Origin of the sequence: Psychrobacter piscatorii (assembly GCF_043641605.1) — a bacterium.
GTDB classification, from domain to species: domain Bacteria; phylum Pseudomonadota; class Gammaproteobacteria; order Pseudomonadales; family Moraxellaceae; genus Psychrobacter; species Psychrobacter piscatorii_C.
In genome coordinates this window covers 110,091-123,959 of the sequence record NZ_JBHZRK010000003.1, presented here as the reverse complement: position 1 = coordinate 123,959, position 13,869 = coordinate 110,091, and the positions used below count along the sequence as shown (strand labels likewise).

General features: G+C 44.3%; 11 protein-coding genes. 6 read left to right on the top strand and 5 right to left on the bottom strand.

Going from position 1 to position 13,869, the window contains the following annotated elements; genetic code table 11:
• Positions 1 to 502: 502 nt before the first annotated feature.
• Positions 503 to 1,927, top strand: a complete 1,425-nt coding sequence (locus tag ACHUET_RS04210; protein ID WP_394210921.1) for a solute carrier family 23 protein — start codon at positions 503 to 505, stop codon at positions 1,925 to 1,927.
• Between the two features lie 145 nt (positions 1,928 to 2,072).
• Here ACHUET_RS04210 and ACHUET_RS04205 read toward each other — a convergent pair whose 3' ends face one another.
• Entirely contained in the window at positions 2,073 to 3,005 is a 933-nt protein-coding gene (locus ACHUET_RS04205; RefSeq protein WP_394210920.1) for a DMT family transporter, read from the bottom strand.
• A gap of 381 nt (positions 3,006 to 3,386) precedes the next feature.
• On the opposite strand from ACHUET_RS04205, the gene ACHUET_RS04200 reads away from it, so the two are divergent.
• Positions 3,387 to 4,397 (top strand): WG repeat-containing protein, encoded by a 1,011-nt coding sequence (locus ACHUET_RS04200; RefSeq protein ID WP_394210919.1) that lies wholly within the window; start codon positions 3,387 to 3,389, stop codon positions 4,395 to 4,397.
• 104 nt (positions 4,398 to 4,501) lie between these two features.
• Here ACHUET_RS04200 and ACHUET_RS04195 read toward each other — a convergent pair whose 3' ends face one another.
• Both ACHUET_RS04195 and ACHUET_RS04190 read right to left on the bottom strand, forming a co-directional pair.
• Positions 4,502 to 5,551 (bottom strand): alpha/beta fold hydrolase, encoded by a 1,050-nt coding sequence (locus tag ACHUET_RS04195; protein WP_201601643.1) that lies wholly within the window; start codon positions 5,549 to 5,551, stop codon positions 4,502 to 4,504.
• A gap of 27 nt (positions 5,552 to 5,578) precedes the next feature.
• Positions 5,579 to 5,743 (bottom strand): rubredoxin, encoded by a 165-nt coding sequence (locus tag ACHUET_RS04190; RefSeq protein WP_057759803.1) that lies wholly within the window; start codon positions 5,741 to 5,743, stop codon positions 5,579 to 5,581.
• A gap of 369 nt (positions 5,744 to 6,112) precedes the next feature.
• On the opposite strand from ACHUET_RS04190, the gene ACHUET_RS04185 reads away from it, so the two are divergent.
• Complete coding sequence (locus ACHUET_RS04185) at positions 6,113 to 6,679, top strand: adenine phosphoribosyltransferase (protein WP_394210916.1); 567 nt, start codon at positions 6,113 to 6,115, stop codon at positions 6,677 to 6,679.
• An 86-nt stretch (positions 6,680 to 6,765) separates the two neighbouring features.
• On the opposite strand, the gene ACHUET_RS04180 is transcribed toward ACHUET_RS04185, so the two are convergent.
• Entirely contained in the window at positions 6,766 to 7,218 is a 453-nt protein-coding gene (locus tag ACHUET_RS04180; RefSeq protein ID WP_394210915.1) for a hypothetical protein, read from the bottom strand.
• Between the two features lie 102 nt (positions 7,219 to 7,320).
• The gene (locus tag ACHUET_RS04175) at positions 7,321 to 8,265 is read right to left on the bottom strand and encodes a transaldolase (protein WP_394210913.1); all 945 of its coding nucleotides are present in this window, start codon (positions 8,263 to 8,265) and stop codon (positions 7,321 to 7,323) included.
• Positions 8,266 to 8,764: 499 nt separating this feature from the next.
• On the opposite strand from ACHUET_RS04175, the gene pheA reads away from it, so the two are divergent.
• The 3 genes from pheA (at position 8,765) to ACHUET_RS04160 (ending at position 13,805) form a co-directional block, all read left to right on the top strand.
• Positions 8,765 to 9,937: a prephenate dehydratase gene (gene pheA / locus ACHUET_RS04170; RefSeq protein ID WP_058024282.1), complete on the top strand. Its 1,173-nt coding sequence runs from the start codon at positions 8,765 to 8,767 to the stop codon at positions 9,935 to 9,937.
• A gap of 95 nt (positions 9,938 to 10,032) precedes the next feature.
• Positions 10,033 to 11,175 (top strand): histidinol-phosphate transaminase, encoded by a 1,143-nt coding sequence (hisC, locus tag ACHUET_RS04165; protein WP_394210911.1) that lies wholly within the window; start codon positions 10,033 to 10,035, stop codon positions 11,173 to 11,175.
• A gap of 338 nt (positions 11,176 to 11,513) precedes the next feature.
• On the top strand, positions 11,514 to 13,805 hold the full coding sequence (locus ACHUET_RS04160; RefSeq protein ID WP_394211101.1) for a bifunctional prephenate dehydrogenase/3-phosphoshikimate 1-carboxyvinyltransferase: 2,292 nt from the start codon (positions 11,514 to 11,516) through the stop codon (positions 13,803 to 13,805).
• Positions 13,806 to 13,869 lie beyond the last annotated feature (64 nt).

Here is a 13,869-nt window from a genome sequence, read left to right as displayed (position 1 = left end):
ATTGTGATAATTGCCTTGAGCGCTTTTATTGAAAATATAATAGGCAGTCAATGCTCGCAGGCACCGTTAAAAGGTACTTGTGAGTGGCTGTCTATGGAAAGGGTGCTGTAAAAGAGTACAAGTAGTGACTGAATAATCACTTTTATTTATTTTGAAACTCCGCTATCATGCTCGGAGTCAACGACTATGTAACATCCTGTAAGTCAGTACCGCTATTAAGTATGCTAGCTTGTAGAAGACCAAAAGTATTTTTGATAGTACATATTAACCTGATACAACTGGCAAGACTTGGCTATCATACCAAATAATACTTTTGGTTTATCATATTACAACATAAATGAATGAATTGGGATGACATATTATGGGTAGAGGATTATAGCGTTTTTCTACCTATATGATCTGCTATCCATACAACCCTGTCTATCAGCCTCTCAATTCAGCTCAGTTTTTACTTTATCAGTTATTTTAGCCTATTACCTCAGCTCACATAGGACACGCGCGCATGCCATCTCAAAAAGACCCATCATCAGCTTCAGACAACAGCGCTCAAGATCAGTCAGCTCAAAACTCATTAGAGGCTGCAGGTATTGATTCAGCAGCCATCAGTTATCCGCACAATCCAGATTTTGAAAATGGTCGCTGGTTTCCGACATGGCGACCTTACAAAGGCGATTTGGATCGCGATCCAGTGGGTATCAATGATTATTTGCCACCATCAAAGAGTGTATTACTTGGTATACAACATACGTTTGCCATGTTTGGTGCGACCGTCCTTGCGCCATTATTGATGGGATTTGACCCTAACTTAGCCATTTTGATGTCTGGTATCTGTACGGTGATGTTCTTTATGATCACTGGTGGACGCATGCCAAGCTACTTGGGATCAAGCTTTGCTTTTATTGGTCCAGTGATTGCGGTGACTGCGTATGCAGGGGCAGGGTTCAATGATAATTTGAATGTCGCGCTAGGCGGTATCATGGCCTGCGGTATCATTTATGCGTTGATTGGCCTATTGGTGATGAAAACCGGTACTGGCTGGATTGAGCGCTTGATGCCGCCTATCGTCACCGGTGCCATTGTTATGATTATCGGTCTTAACTTAGCGCCAGTCACTATTCAGGGCGTATCTGCCAATCAGTTTGATGCTTGGATGGCCACGTTGACCGTACTACTCATCAGTGGGGTGGCTGTGTTTACCCGTGGCATGTTACGTCGTTTACTGCTACTCGTGGGTTTGGTATTGTCATACATCGCTTATTTTGTGATGACCAATATCCTAGGTTTTGGTGCGGCAATTGATTTTAGCGCAGTCGCTGCGGCTTCATGGTTTGGTCTGCCCAGCATCCATACCCCGCGCTTTGAGATGAGCGCTATTATTCTCATTGCGCCTGTCGCCTTTATTTTGGTCGCTGAAAACTTAGGTCACTTTAAGGCAGTGGAAGGCATGACCAAGTCTCGCGTGACCCCTTATATGGGCCGAGCATTTTTTGCCGATGGCTTGGCAACGACTTTCTCAGCAGGATTTGGCGGTACAGGTGTGACTACCTATGCTGAAAACATCGGGGTGATGGCGGTCACCAAAGTATATAGCACAACGATATTTGTCGTCGCAGGTGTGGTCGCTATTATATTAGGGTTATCACCAAAATTTGGTGCCATTATCCAAACGATACCAGCGGCTTTATTGGGCGGCGCTTCTATCGTCGTTTTCGGTCTGATCACGATCGCTGGGATAAAAATCTGGATCGACAGTCACATCGATTTTAGTAAAAATAGCAATCTGATCATCGCGGCAGTAACCGTAATCATGGGTACAGGTAACTTTAGCTTGCACTTAGGTGGTTTTGATTTGGGTGGTATCGGTACCGCTACTTTAGCTGCTATCGTGTTAAATGCTTTGTTTAACCAAAGCTCTGAAGCGAAATAAGTAATGCTGATAAGATTAAAGTGTGAGCCTATCGAATAAAGATAGTAAAAGCACCTCTCCTCTAATAAAAAGCGCCCATGCTATCTGTAGCATGGGCGCTTTTTGTTGAATGAGGGTGCTGAGTAACCTTATCAATATTACTTAATCATTTATAGTCTCGCTTATAAAATCTTGAAAAAAATCGATAGCGGCGTAGGGCGCGTGGCTTTGGCTTTAGTGACCCTAAATAAATAGCAAACATGGTTAACAAGGCGCCGCCCCATTGTAAGCTATTGATAGGTTTGTCCAGCCAACTATAATCAATGACAAGTGCTGCAATAGGCTCGGTTAATAGTAACAAACCAGTCAGTGCCAGAGATAACTTGGGAATAGAATAGGCAATCAGTCCCCATGCCAAACACTGCATCACTGTGCCGTAGATAAGTACCCAACCAATCTCAGACCACGTATTGGGCAAGATATGACCGGTATCGAATATAAACATAGGCACAATCATCGCTAAGACGCCACCAATACTAATCAGCTGCATCAGCATAAATATCGGTGTCGGTTCGGTATCATGTGTTTTGCGAATAAAAGTCATCGACGCGGCTAGCATTGCTCCTGACACAATACCTGTGACAAATCCCCAAGTGGCCGCTGAATTGTGTGCAAATTCAGGACTGCCTATCATTGCAACGCCCAGCATCGCTAAAAATAAACTGATGATCTGTACGATAGATTGACGCTCATTGAAATACAAAAAACCAATGGCAGCCAAGAAGAAGATTTGTAAGCTATTGAGTAGGGTCGAAATACCAGGACCCACAGCGTAAATGCTCTCGTGCCAAAGCGCCAAGTCTAATCCTAAAAATGCACCTGATAATAAACCATAAAAAATAGCACGTTTTGATTGTGGCATCTGTTGGCGCATCACTTTGGCTAAAATCGCAAAGACAATACCTGAAATGGCCAGTCGCCAAAATGACATCGCCCAGCCACCGATATCGACGTGAGCGACAATCAGACTGCCCAGCCCAAAGATAATACAACCGATGACTAGGCCAATAGGGGCAGCGCGTGAAGAAGCAGTCGCCATAAAACGTCCTTATATTATTATTCTTATATTGCAGGGGGAGGAGTTTGGATTGATTAAAGATATATTGTCGTAGTTTTGAGCAAAAAATGAAATGGCAAAACCAAAATTTATTCTGGTTATTAGATAGGTCATTGCTATAGATAACCTATTAAACTACATAGTACGAAAAAGTCTCTCCGGCAGTAGAACCATATTGTGACCTTACTCACACAATAATGCTTGTACAACAGCACTTATATAATCGAGTCACATCCTTACAGGAATGACGTTGGCGCTGATATCAAAATTTGTTAGTCTAGTACTCATAAAGTCATCAGTCATCATCCGCCATATCAAACAATCTATATTATTTGCCTAGGTTTACTTATGCTCCGACATTTTATGTCAAAAATACAGCCAAATGTGATCTCTAGTTTGCCTCTAAAAATATCGCAATTTAGCTTTGCGATAGGTATCGTCTCTAGTGCATTTTTTTTAATGCCTAGCGCACAAGCGGCCAGTTGCAAGCTCCCCAAAAGCTACTATAAAAACGTCTCTTGTACATCTACTAGCGGCTATTTTTTGGCAATTAAAGATTTTGGTGCCCCAGTCGCTCTGATTGACAGCAAAGGTAAAAGGGTCGTTGATTTATCACGCTATCAGAAAGTCGATGCCGACAAGATATCGGGCGGGCTACTACCCGTATTGCGTAACAGTCGAGTCGGTTATCTCAATATGCAGGGCCGCGAAGTCGTGCCTGCAATGTACGATATGCTCACAGGGAATCAAGGGTGGGCACGTCCAGTCTCTGAAGGCCGTATCGTCGTAAAAAAAGATGGTAACTACGGTGTTATCAATACGTCCAACAGCACAGTTGTCTCGTTTTCAGCATCGATTGACGAGATCGATGATTACCGTAATGGGAGAGCGCGCGTCCGTAAAAACAATGCGATAAGTTGGTTGGATAAAAATGGTAATGCGACGCGTGATCCAAATGCTCAGGATAATAGTCAGTCGGCTAAAAAATCCTCAGCTTCTCCTAGCAATACATCATCACAATCAAGACAACCTGCACCCACACGTTTTACGACGTTACAGTCACGTCAGCAAGATGGAAAATGGGGCTTCGTTGACGACAACGACGTTACGATGATTACCTATTCGTTTGATGAAGTGCGTCCATTCTCTGAAGAATTAGCGGGCGTTCGTATCGGAGAGGAGTGGGGCTTTGTCAATCTGGGCGGTGAGCTAGTGATTCCTTTTCGCTTCACTAGTGATGGAGTATTGGGTGCTGATAATTATAAGGGTCAACCCTCATTTGTATTTACAGGCGGTAAGGCATGGATCGGCAATTTAAAAAATGGCAATAAAATGTGTATCGATAAAGAAGGCACAGGTGTCAGCTGCGATTAGCGTGATATCTATCATTGGTATACAACGAAAAAGAGTGTAAACCCTATCCGTTATCGATAGGATTTACACTCTTTTTTATGGATTATGTTACTATAAGATAATAGCTATTTTTCTAACAAATGATTGCTAATCAAATCGACCATATAAGGCTGATAATATTCTGGAATATCATGCGCCATACCTTCGATTAAATGAAACTTGGCATTAGGAATGGTTTTTGCCACCACTCGACCTTGTGACGCCGGTAGTAATCCGTCAGCGCTACCATGTAAGACAATCGTTGGTGCTTTGACTTGTTTACTAAAGCGGCTGATAGAACCTGATGCCAAGATGGCATTGAGCTGCTGCACCGTACCGAGTGGATGAAAATTGCGTTGATAGCGAATTTTGGCAATTTCACGCACCATGCGCACATTGACGTGACCTGGTGTACCAACAGTTTTCATAAACCAGACGCTATGGCGTACGATATCACGCTCAGAATGGCTCTCTGGACGATTGATAAGGGTGTATAGCTGCTTAGGTCTTGGCGGTTTTAAAAATGCTCGATTGGTCGTGGTAAACATAAGCGCCATACGCTGTACCAAGCTTGGATAACGTGCCGCCACAATTTGTGCAATCATCCCGCCCATAGAGGCGCCAAGCAGATGCGTTTTGCCAAGCTTTAGTGCCTTGATTAAACGCGCGGTGTCTTCTGCCATGTCAGTCAAGTTATAAGCAACCTGAGTGCTTTTGTTCGATAACCCCGTTTGTAGGCGTACCATCATTTTGAGCTGGCTGATACGCGGTAGGCCCTCGATCTGTACTTTAGAAGACAGGCCAATATCACGATTGTCAAAACGGATCACAAAAAAACCAGCATCAATAAAGCGCTTAATAAAATTGTCTGGCCAAAATATCATTTGCGAACCCAGCCCCATGATCATCAGTAGGGGCGGATTATTAGGGTTACCACCCGCTTCGACACACAGCTCTATACCATCACCAATATCAATCATCGCTTGATGAAGGTGTTGACTAAGATCGGAGTCGCGCCACTGATGATTCCCAAACCGTTGCCATTCAGGAGTAGGGTAAAAGTCTAGAGTGTTGTCTAAACTGGTATCTGACGTTTCCGGCAATTTGGCACTATTAATGTCATTTGATGTTGTCATGAAGTGTCCTAATTAGAGGGTCATCTACTACAGCTCAAGCATCTCAAAATCAAGCTTGCCGACACCGCACTCAGGGCAGGTCCAGTCATCAGGGATATCTTCCCATTTGGTACCAGGGGCAATACCTTCTTCAGGGCAGCCAAGCGCTTCATCATAGATCCAGCCGCAGACAATACATTCATAACGTTTCATAAATAGTCCTATCGATCATTACCAGTGTCACAGTGCGTCATAAACACTTATATTTCGTATTACAGTCATTATATTAGACGGTAAAAGCGCACGTAGTTTAGCATATAACCGTTATTTTCATAGTTAAGTTTACACTTGTATATTGAGATGACTTATCTTTTATCAAGGTAGGGATTCGTACTATTTTGCTACGACCAAATACAATAACGGGCGTCAATCTGCAATAAGAAAGTCAATTATGCTATAATAATCGCCGCCAAATTCACAGTGTTATCCATTATTTAGCACTGATACATTCGTATTTAGTTATTATCCAAGCCATATCTATTTATTATCTAAACCATATAAACACACACGCTAAGGGTTTTCATGAGTATTAACGCCGCCACATCTGCCACTACCGAAAATGAGACGACTACGATGCTCAATACAGACCATCCGTTTTGGCAGATTATTCGCACAGTACCAGACTTTCCAAAAGTCGGCATTGATTTTTATGATATTACCCCGTTACTGCGCAGTCATATTGATGCTGTCATCGATGCGCTGCTTGCCGCATTACCAGAGGGACTGATGGATGAGGTGGATTGCTTAGGGGCTGTTGAAGCACGTGGATTTGTATTTGCCAGTATGCTGGCAGGGCGTTTGGGTAAGGGTATGATCTTGCTCCGTAAGCCAGGTAAACTGCCACCACCTGTCGCTAATAAATCATATGCACTTGAGTATGGGAAAGACACGCTTGAGATGCAAAATAACTTGCCACCTGAACGCGTACTGCTGGTCGATGATATCTTGGCGACTGGAGGCACATTGACGACCGCTTATGAGTTATGCCAGTCAGCCGATCATACTGTGGTCGGCGCATTAGTTTTATTAGATTTGGTTGAGCTACATGGCGAGTTCCCAGTACCTGTCTATACGGTACTAAAGGCGTAAGTTTGATTGTTCAAGAAAACTTATAGAATATAAAAAAGCGCCCTGAAAATGATCAGGGCGCTTTTTTTGTGGTGAGTCTAATGATATTACGATTTGTTTTGCTCATAGCTTTTACAGGCGTATTCGATCAGCGTGCGACCAACGGTCTTTGGTGTGGTGATCTTAAAGTCTTTGGTGGTCAGTATAGGCTTCTCTGATTGCCAAGACTTAATGACTTTATTATCAGCAATATAATCGACGTAAGCTCTTTTATAGTAACTGAAATCTTTACAAGAAATCAGTAGTTGCTGATCGCTATGATGGATGGGTTTTTCTTTCACTGTGCTCTTATCTTTTTGCGTAGGATAGGTTCTTAACAGAGAGACAGTGATGTTTTCGACGTCTTTTTCGTCTATGATGTTGATGTCAGAGTGTTCGATAGAGTCTACATCTAAGCTAAACGTCGATCCAGAGTCGCTCTCGGTCACCTCTACCCAATTGACCGCATGGGTGCTGGTCACTAAAACACTGCCTGCCAATAACATTGATAGCCGTTTCATACTTAAGCCTTGCTTCTTGTTATCTGAAGTCGCTCATGATAGCCAACTTACTGTGGGCAGGCAAATATCTTTTGTGCCAGACGAGTGCTTACTGTGTCTCGTTTATTGCCCGCGGATGGCCGCTAACGTCTTCGCCAGCTCATCACGTGCCCCAATAAAACCATCAATACCTTTTGGTAATAGGTCTTGTGTGACCTTGTCTTGCTGATAGGCCGCGCTGAACTCTTCATGCGTCAAGCTCACTTGGCTCATTGCTTGCATATCCATGGACATGCTCGGCGATAACTGACGAGGCACATCAATATCCATGGCTGCCAACTCATCGATTAGGTTGGGCGCAATGGTCAACAAATCGCAACCTGCGAGTGCCAATATCTGCTCAGTTGAGCGGAAACTCGCCCCCATGACTTGCGTATGATAGCCATGCTGCTTGTAGTATTGGTAAATAAGTTTGACAGATTGTACACCCATATCCTCAGAAGCTGGCACGTTTTGACGGCTTTGCTGGCGTTTTTGCCAATCTAAAATACGCCCTACAAAAGGAGAGATGAGTGTCACGCCCGCATCTGCGCAGGCAATTGCTTGATGCTGACCAAATAATAGGGTCAAATTGCAGTGAATGCCTTGGGTTTCAAGATAACGCGCCGCTTCAATTCCCTGCCAAGTTGCTGCCATTTTGATCAATACTCGCTCTGAGTCGATGCCAGCCTTTTGATAAGCGTCCATAAACTCAAGGGCCTTGTCGATCGTCGCCCCAGTATCATAAGACAAACGCGCATCGACTTCGGTAGAAACGCGCCCTTCAATAAGTGCCAAAATATCACAACCAACTTGAATGGTTAGGGCATCAATCACCGCATCTACATCGCCATTATGGCGGCTCATTGTTTCTGATAGCATACCTTGGTTATCAGGATGAATGAGGGCTTTGGTGATAAGGCTTGGATTGGTGGTCGCATCGATAGGTTTTAGTCGGGCAATAGCAGCAAGGTCGCCAGTATCAGCGACAATGGTCGTCATGGTACGTAATTGTTGTAATGCGCTCATCAGATATCCTTTTTCTTATTAATGATGTGGTGCTCCTCTTATATATCGCAGGGTAGGGAGCTGAATGGAAACTGTAACACAGTTTTCTACGTGTGTTTGCTCATAGTTGTGCTATGCGCCACTGTCATATCACTTAACTGTGATAATATTAATAATAATTTGCTGGCTTATCACTATTTACGAATGGGCACTGACCTGAGTTTTTGCTATAGTAGAGCCGGTCATCCGCTGGTCTTATGTACTTGGCGACCAATATAGCAGTAATACCAGAGAACGCCAATGACGCGCGATGCTTCTGATAGACTGTTTTTGGATGACGGTTAAAATAGTTTTGGTCATTGACCACTATTTACCAATGACTTGATAATGACACTCTCAATCACTATCGATATGTAGAGATAGTCGAAGCATTTAAAAAACACAGTAAAATTTAGCAGATATTCATATCTAAATATTAGTAATACCTAACAGTGATAAAATCTAAAAAGGATGGGCGGTAATGAGCGAGCAGTCACCAGAACAAACCATGGACAATCTAAATCAAACCGCCGCAGGCGCTAGCGACACCGCAACTGAAAAAGAGTTTTTAGACAATATTCGCCAAAACATTGATGCGGTCGACTGCGAAATCCAAACACTCATCAATAACCGTGCCAAGCTGGCGCAACAAGTAGCAGCGGTAAAGAAAAACCACACGGCCGCTGATGATAATACCAACCCTATATTTTATCGTCCTGAGCGTGAAGCACAGGTGTTAAAAGCGGTTATGGAGCGTAATACGGGTCCAATCGCTGACGAAAAGATGGCGCGTTTGTTCCGTGAAATCATGTCGGTATGTTTAGACTTAGAAGCGCCGCAGCGTATTGCTTTCTTAGGGCCAGTTGGCACCTTTACGCACGCTGCTGCATTAAAGCATTTTGGCAAAGCTGCTGATACCGTACCAATGACGACCATTACCGATGTATTCCGTGAAGTTGAAGCAGGCACGGCGATGTATGGCGTTGTCCCTGTCGAAAACTCTTCAGAAGGGGTAGTCAATCATACCTTGGACGGATTTTTATCTTCTACGCTAAAAATTATTGGTGAAGTTGAATTGCCAATTCATCAAAATTTCTTAGTCGCTGAGCATACTAAGCTTGATGGTTTAAGCCGTATTTATTCGCACCAGCAGTCATTGGCGCAGTGTCGTCATTGGCTAGATGTGAATTTTCCCAATGTGGAGCGCGTTGCGGTATCAAGTAATGGTGAAGCGGCGCGTCGACTCAAAAACGAATGGCATTCAGCAGCAATCGCTGGTGACGTTGCGGTTGCAGAGTACGGCTTGCATAAGCTTTATTCAAACATTGAAGACAACCCAAGCAATACCACCCGTTTCCTTATCATCGGTCATGAGGCCATTGCGCCTTCTGGTCAAGACAAAACCTCCATCGTTGTCTCAGCCCATGACAGAGCTGGTGCATTGATCGAAATCTTGAAACCTTTGTCATATCATGGCGTATCGATGACCAGTATCGAGACACGTCCTGAGCGTCCTAATAAGTGGGCATATGTGTTCTTTATTGATATGAACGGTCATATCAATGATCCAAATGTCAGCGCCGCTATCAACGATATTCGCCCATTGGTAAAAGATCTACGCATATTAGGCTCGTATCCAAAAGCAGTATTGTAAAAATATATTGGCTCATCTATTAGCTTGTTTATCTATCGAGATTGACACCTAATAGATGGGCGATCGCATTTAGTGATAACACTTAAGGATAAATCATGCAGCCTGATCAATTGACAGCATCAAACCTATCGCCATTAACGCCAGCTTACGACAGTATTCTGGCGTTGGCACCTTATCAGACAGGTAAACCAATTGAAGAGCTGACGCGCGAATATGGTGTTTCAGATGTGGTGAAGCTGGCTAGCAATGAGAACCCGATGGGGTGCTCACCGCGAGTGACGCTAGCGGTCACTGAGCAATTGGGTCAATTGTCACGTTATCCTGATGGCAATGGCTATTATCTGAAGCAAGCATTGGCTGACTTTAATGATGTTAAAGTCGAGCAGATTACGCTTGGCAATGGCTCTGATGATTTGCTCGATATTTTGGCACGTAGTTTTGTGGGTGCTGATGATGCCATCGTCTATAGTCAGTATGCGTTTGTGGTCTACTCTATGCTGGCGAAGATGCAAGGCGCTATGGATGTTGAGGTGCCTGCTCATCGGTTTGGTCACGACCTAAAAGCCATGAGTCAAGCAGTCCAAGATAATCCCAATACCAAAATCGTCTTTATTGCCAATCCCAACAATCCAACTGGCACGCAGCTAGACCGCAAGGAGCTGCGTCAATTCGTTACTAGTGTGCCAAGTTCAGTCTTGGTTGTATTGGATGAAGCTTATATCGAGTATAGCCCTGAGAGTAACAACCGCGCATTATTAGACGAGTTTGATAATGTCATCATCGTGCGCACGTTTTCTAAAGCTTATGGGCTGGCAGGTTTACGTGTGGGCTATGCATTAAGCTCAGTAGCTGTTGCAGAGTTATTAAACCGAATTCGTCAGCCGTTTAATGTTAGTCGTGTAGGCCTAGCTGCTGCCGCTGCTGCACTTGCTGATCAAGATTTTATTGAAAAAACGCGCCAGATGAATGATGAGCAAATGCGTTGGTTAGAAAAGCAGTTTGATACATTGGGATTAGGTTTTGTGAAGTCGCATGCCAATTTCATTATGGTTGAGGTGCAGGTTGAGATGGAAGATATAACTGCGGCGTCAATCCATCAAGCACTCCTGGAGCAAGGCGTTATTGTTCGGCCGTTAGGCGCTTATGGACTGCCAAACTGGTTGCGTATTACGGTGGGTGTGGCCGAGGACAATTTACGTTTGATTGATACTTTGCGTTCTATTCTGAGTGAAGACTAGGGCATATCCCTAATTAAAACGTTTATCACTAAATGGGCTAAAAATGGCTAAATCTTTGACAAAAGGCGTCAAATAGTTGGTCAATATCTCGATATTGTCTGCACTATTTTCCTTGTTTGCCTGCGATTTATCTCATTTTTATCACCATTTTTAAAATAGGGACACGCCCTCAGCACATCAATCGATATGTTTTGATCAAAGGTATTATTTAGTAAAAAGTGATCTTAACTAGCCATTAACTTATATAACGCTGGGATTTACCGAAATTTATCCGAGCGCGTTCAACGAGAAAAGCCGTGAGTCGTCAGAAAAGAAACAATCTTCAGCCCTCTTTAAATATGCATCGACCTATATTCGAACAAGTTTGTGTGATTGGACTTGGGCTGATTGGTGCTAGCTTTGCGCAAGCCATTAAAGATAATGGATTAAGCGCACGACTGGTAGCAGTCGATAGGCATGCACCAAGTATCACAGAAGCTATCGAGCATGGTCTGCTTGATGCTGGTAGTGCAAACTTACAAGACGTCATAAGCGGTAGTGATTTAATCATCATTGCAGTGCCTGTACAGGCAGTACAAGCAGTGTTTGTAGACATCAAACAGGCTATGGACAACGGACAGCTCGCTACCAATTGCATCATGACGGATGTCTGTAGTACCAAGGTCAATATCATTGACGCGGCCAAAGTGGTGTTTGGTTCGTTGCCGGTAGGATTGGTGCCCGCGCATCCAATTGCTGGGGCTGAAAATTCAGGGTATCATGCCAGACGCGCCAATTTATTTGTCAATCATAGTGTTATTATCTGTGAGCTAGCTACCACAAGTAGTATTGCTATTACTAAGCTGCGATTATTATGGGAATCAGTGGGCGCAAATGTTATATCGATGGATGCAGGTCACCATGATCGTATATTAGCGCATACCAGCCATTTGCCGCATTTGCTTGCCTTCAACTTGGTTGAGCAATTAGCAAGCCACGATGATAATTTAGATATGTTTCGTTATGCCGCTGGTGGGTTCCGCGATTTTACGCGTATCGCCGCAAGCGACCCTAAAATGTGGCATGATATATTTTTTGCCAACCAAAGCGCCATTGTGAGCGCCCTTGATGAGTATGGTGTCTATCTGCAAACCATGCGCCAGCTCATCATTGATAAAGATTCAACCGCCCTGATGGGACTTTTGGGCCGCGCGCAAGCCGCACGGCGACATTTTGGCCATATGTTAGCCAGCACCCCTTATACGGATACTTCTGCCATGTCAGCTTCTTATAATATTACCCCTAGCAATACTGTCTCTGGCACCATTGCCATTCCTGGTGACAAATCTATCTCGCATCGCAGCATCATGCTTGGCAGTCTTGCCACAGGCGTAACCCACGTTACTGGATTTTTGGAAGGGGAAGATGCCCTTGCAACGTTGCAAGCATTCCGTGATATGGGTGTGACTATCGAAGGCCCTGATAATGGCAATTTGACCATTCATGGTGTCGGTATGAATGGCCTAAAGCCAAGCAAAACGCCATTGTATATGGGTAACTCGGGTACGAGCATGCGTTTGCTATCTGGTATCTTGGCGGCGCAATCATTTGATAGCGTATTAACGGGTGATACCAGTTTAAATAAACGCCCGATGGAACGTGTGGCTGCACCGCTACGCACGATGGGTGCTGTTATCCAAAGCACGGGTCATAATGGTACCGCACCGCTTAGTATTACGGGGCGTGATACAGCTGGTAAGCCATTGCAAGGCACCGAATATGATATGCCAGTGGCGTCAGCACAGGTAAAATCTTGCTTGCTGCTAGCAGGTCTATGGGCCGAGGGTACGACAACGGTCACTCAGCCTGAAATCAGCCGTGACCATACCGAACGTATGCTATCAGCCTTTGGTTATCCAGTAACTGTAGACGGCAATCGCATCAGTGTCACTGGTGGCGGCACACTAACAGGTGGCGATATTGCGGTTCCTGCTGATATCTCATCTGCGGCGTTTTTTATGGTGGCCGCTGCTATTAGCCAAAATAGTAAGTTGACCTTGACGCAAGTCGGTATCAATCCTACGCGTACTGGCGTTATTGATATTCTAAAATTAATGAATGCAGATATTAGCCTAAGCAATGAGACCCATGTTGGCGGCGAGCCAGTGGCTGATATTACCATTCGCAGCTCAAACTTGGTCGGTATTGAGATACCAGAGCATCTCGTACCACTAGCGATTGATGAGTTCCCTGTACTGTTTGTCGCGGCTAGCTGTGCGCAAGGGCGTACAGTCTTGACTGGTGCTAAAGAATTGCGCGTCAAAGAGTCGGATCGTATTGCGGTGATGGCAGAGGGCTTACAGACGCTTGGCATCGATTGTACTGTCACTGATGATGGTCTGATTATTGAAGGCAAAGGCACTGCTACTGAGAATGGCGACATAAATAATAGCCAGCCTGTCTTTGGTGGTGGTCACATTGTCTCGCATCATGACCACCGTATTGCGATGAGTTTCTCTGTTGCGAGTCTGCGTGCTGCTGAGCAAATTACCATTGAGGGTACGGAGACGGTCAATACCAGCTTCCCAGGTTTTGCTGAGTTGGCTAACCAAATCGGTATGTCTATTCAAGTGGATACTGACGCTGAATAAATGAATGAGTGTGGATCAACATGTTCCTATGATTACGCACTGTAAAGCATCCATAAAAAGCTCA

What these genes read in the sequence shown, in the direction of transcription:
- ACHUET_RS04175 (WP_394210913.1), bottom strand. Translation starts at nt 8,265, where the DNA reads ATGAGCGCATTACAACAATTACGTACCATGACGACCATTGTCGCTGAT.
- ACHUET_RS04185 (WP_394210916.1), top strand. Translation starts at nt 6,113, where the DNA reads ATGAGTATTAACGCCGCCACATCTGCCACTACCGAAAATGAGACGACT.
- ACHUET_RS04190 (WP_057759803.1), bottom strand. Translation starts at nt 5,743, where the DNA reads ATGAAACGTTATGAATGTATTGTCTGCGGCTGGATCTATGATGAAGCG.
- hisC (WP_394210911.1), top strand. Translation starts at nt 10,033, where the DNA reads ATGCAGCCTGATCAATTGACAGCATCAAACCTATCGCCATTAACGCCA.
- ACHUET_RS04210 (WP_394210921.1), top strand. Translation starts at nt 503, where the DNA reads ATGCCATCTCAAAAAGACCCATCATCAGCTTCAGACAACAGCGCTCAA.
- ACHUET_RS04205 (WP_394210920.1), bottom strand. Translation starts at nt 3,005, where the DNA reads ATGGCGACTGCTTCTTCACGCGCTGCCCCTATTGGCCTAGTCATCGGT.
- ACHUET_RS04180 (WP_394210915.1), bottom strand. Translation starts at nt 7,218, where the DNA reads ATGAAACGGCTATCAATGTTATTGGCAGGCAGTGTTTTAGTGACCAGC.
- ACHUET_RS04160 (WP_394211101.1), top strand. Translation starts at nt 11,514, where the DNA reads ATGCATCGACCTATATTCGAACAAGTTTGTGTGATTGGACTTGGGCTG.
- ACHUET_RS04200 (WP_394210919.1), top strand. Translation starts at nt 3,387, where the DNA reads ATGTCAAAAATACAGCCAAATGTGATCTCTAGTTTGCCTCTAAAAATA.
- pheA (WP_058024282.1), top strand. Translation starts at nt 8,765, where the DNA reads ATGAGCGAGCAGTCACCAGAACAAACCATGGACAATCTAAATCAAACC.
- ACHUET_RS04195 (WP_201601643.1), bottom strand. Translation starts at nt 5,551, where the DNA reads ATGACAACATCAAATGACATTAATAGTGCCAAATTGCCGGAAACGTCA.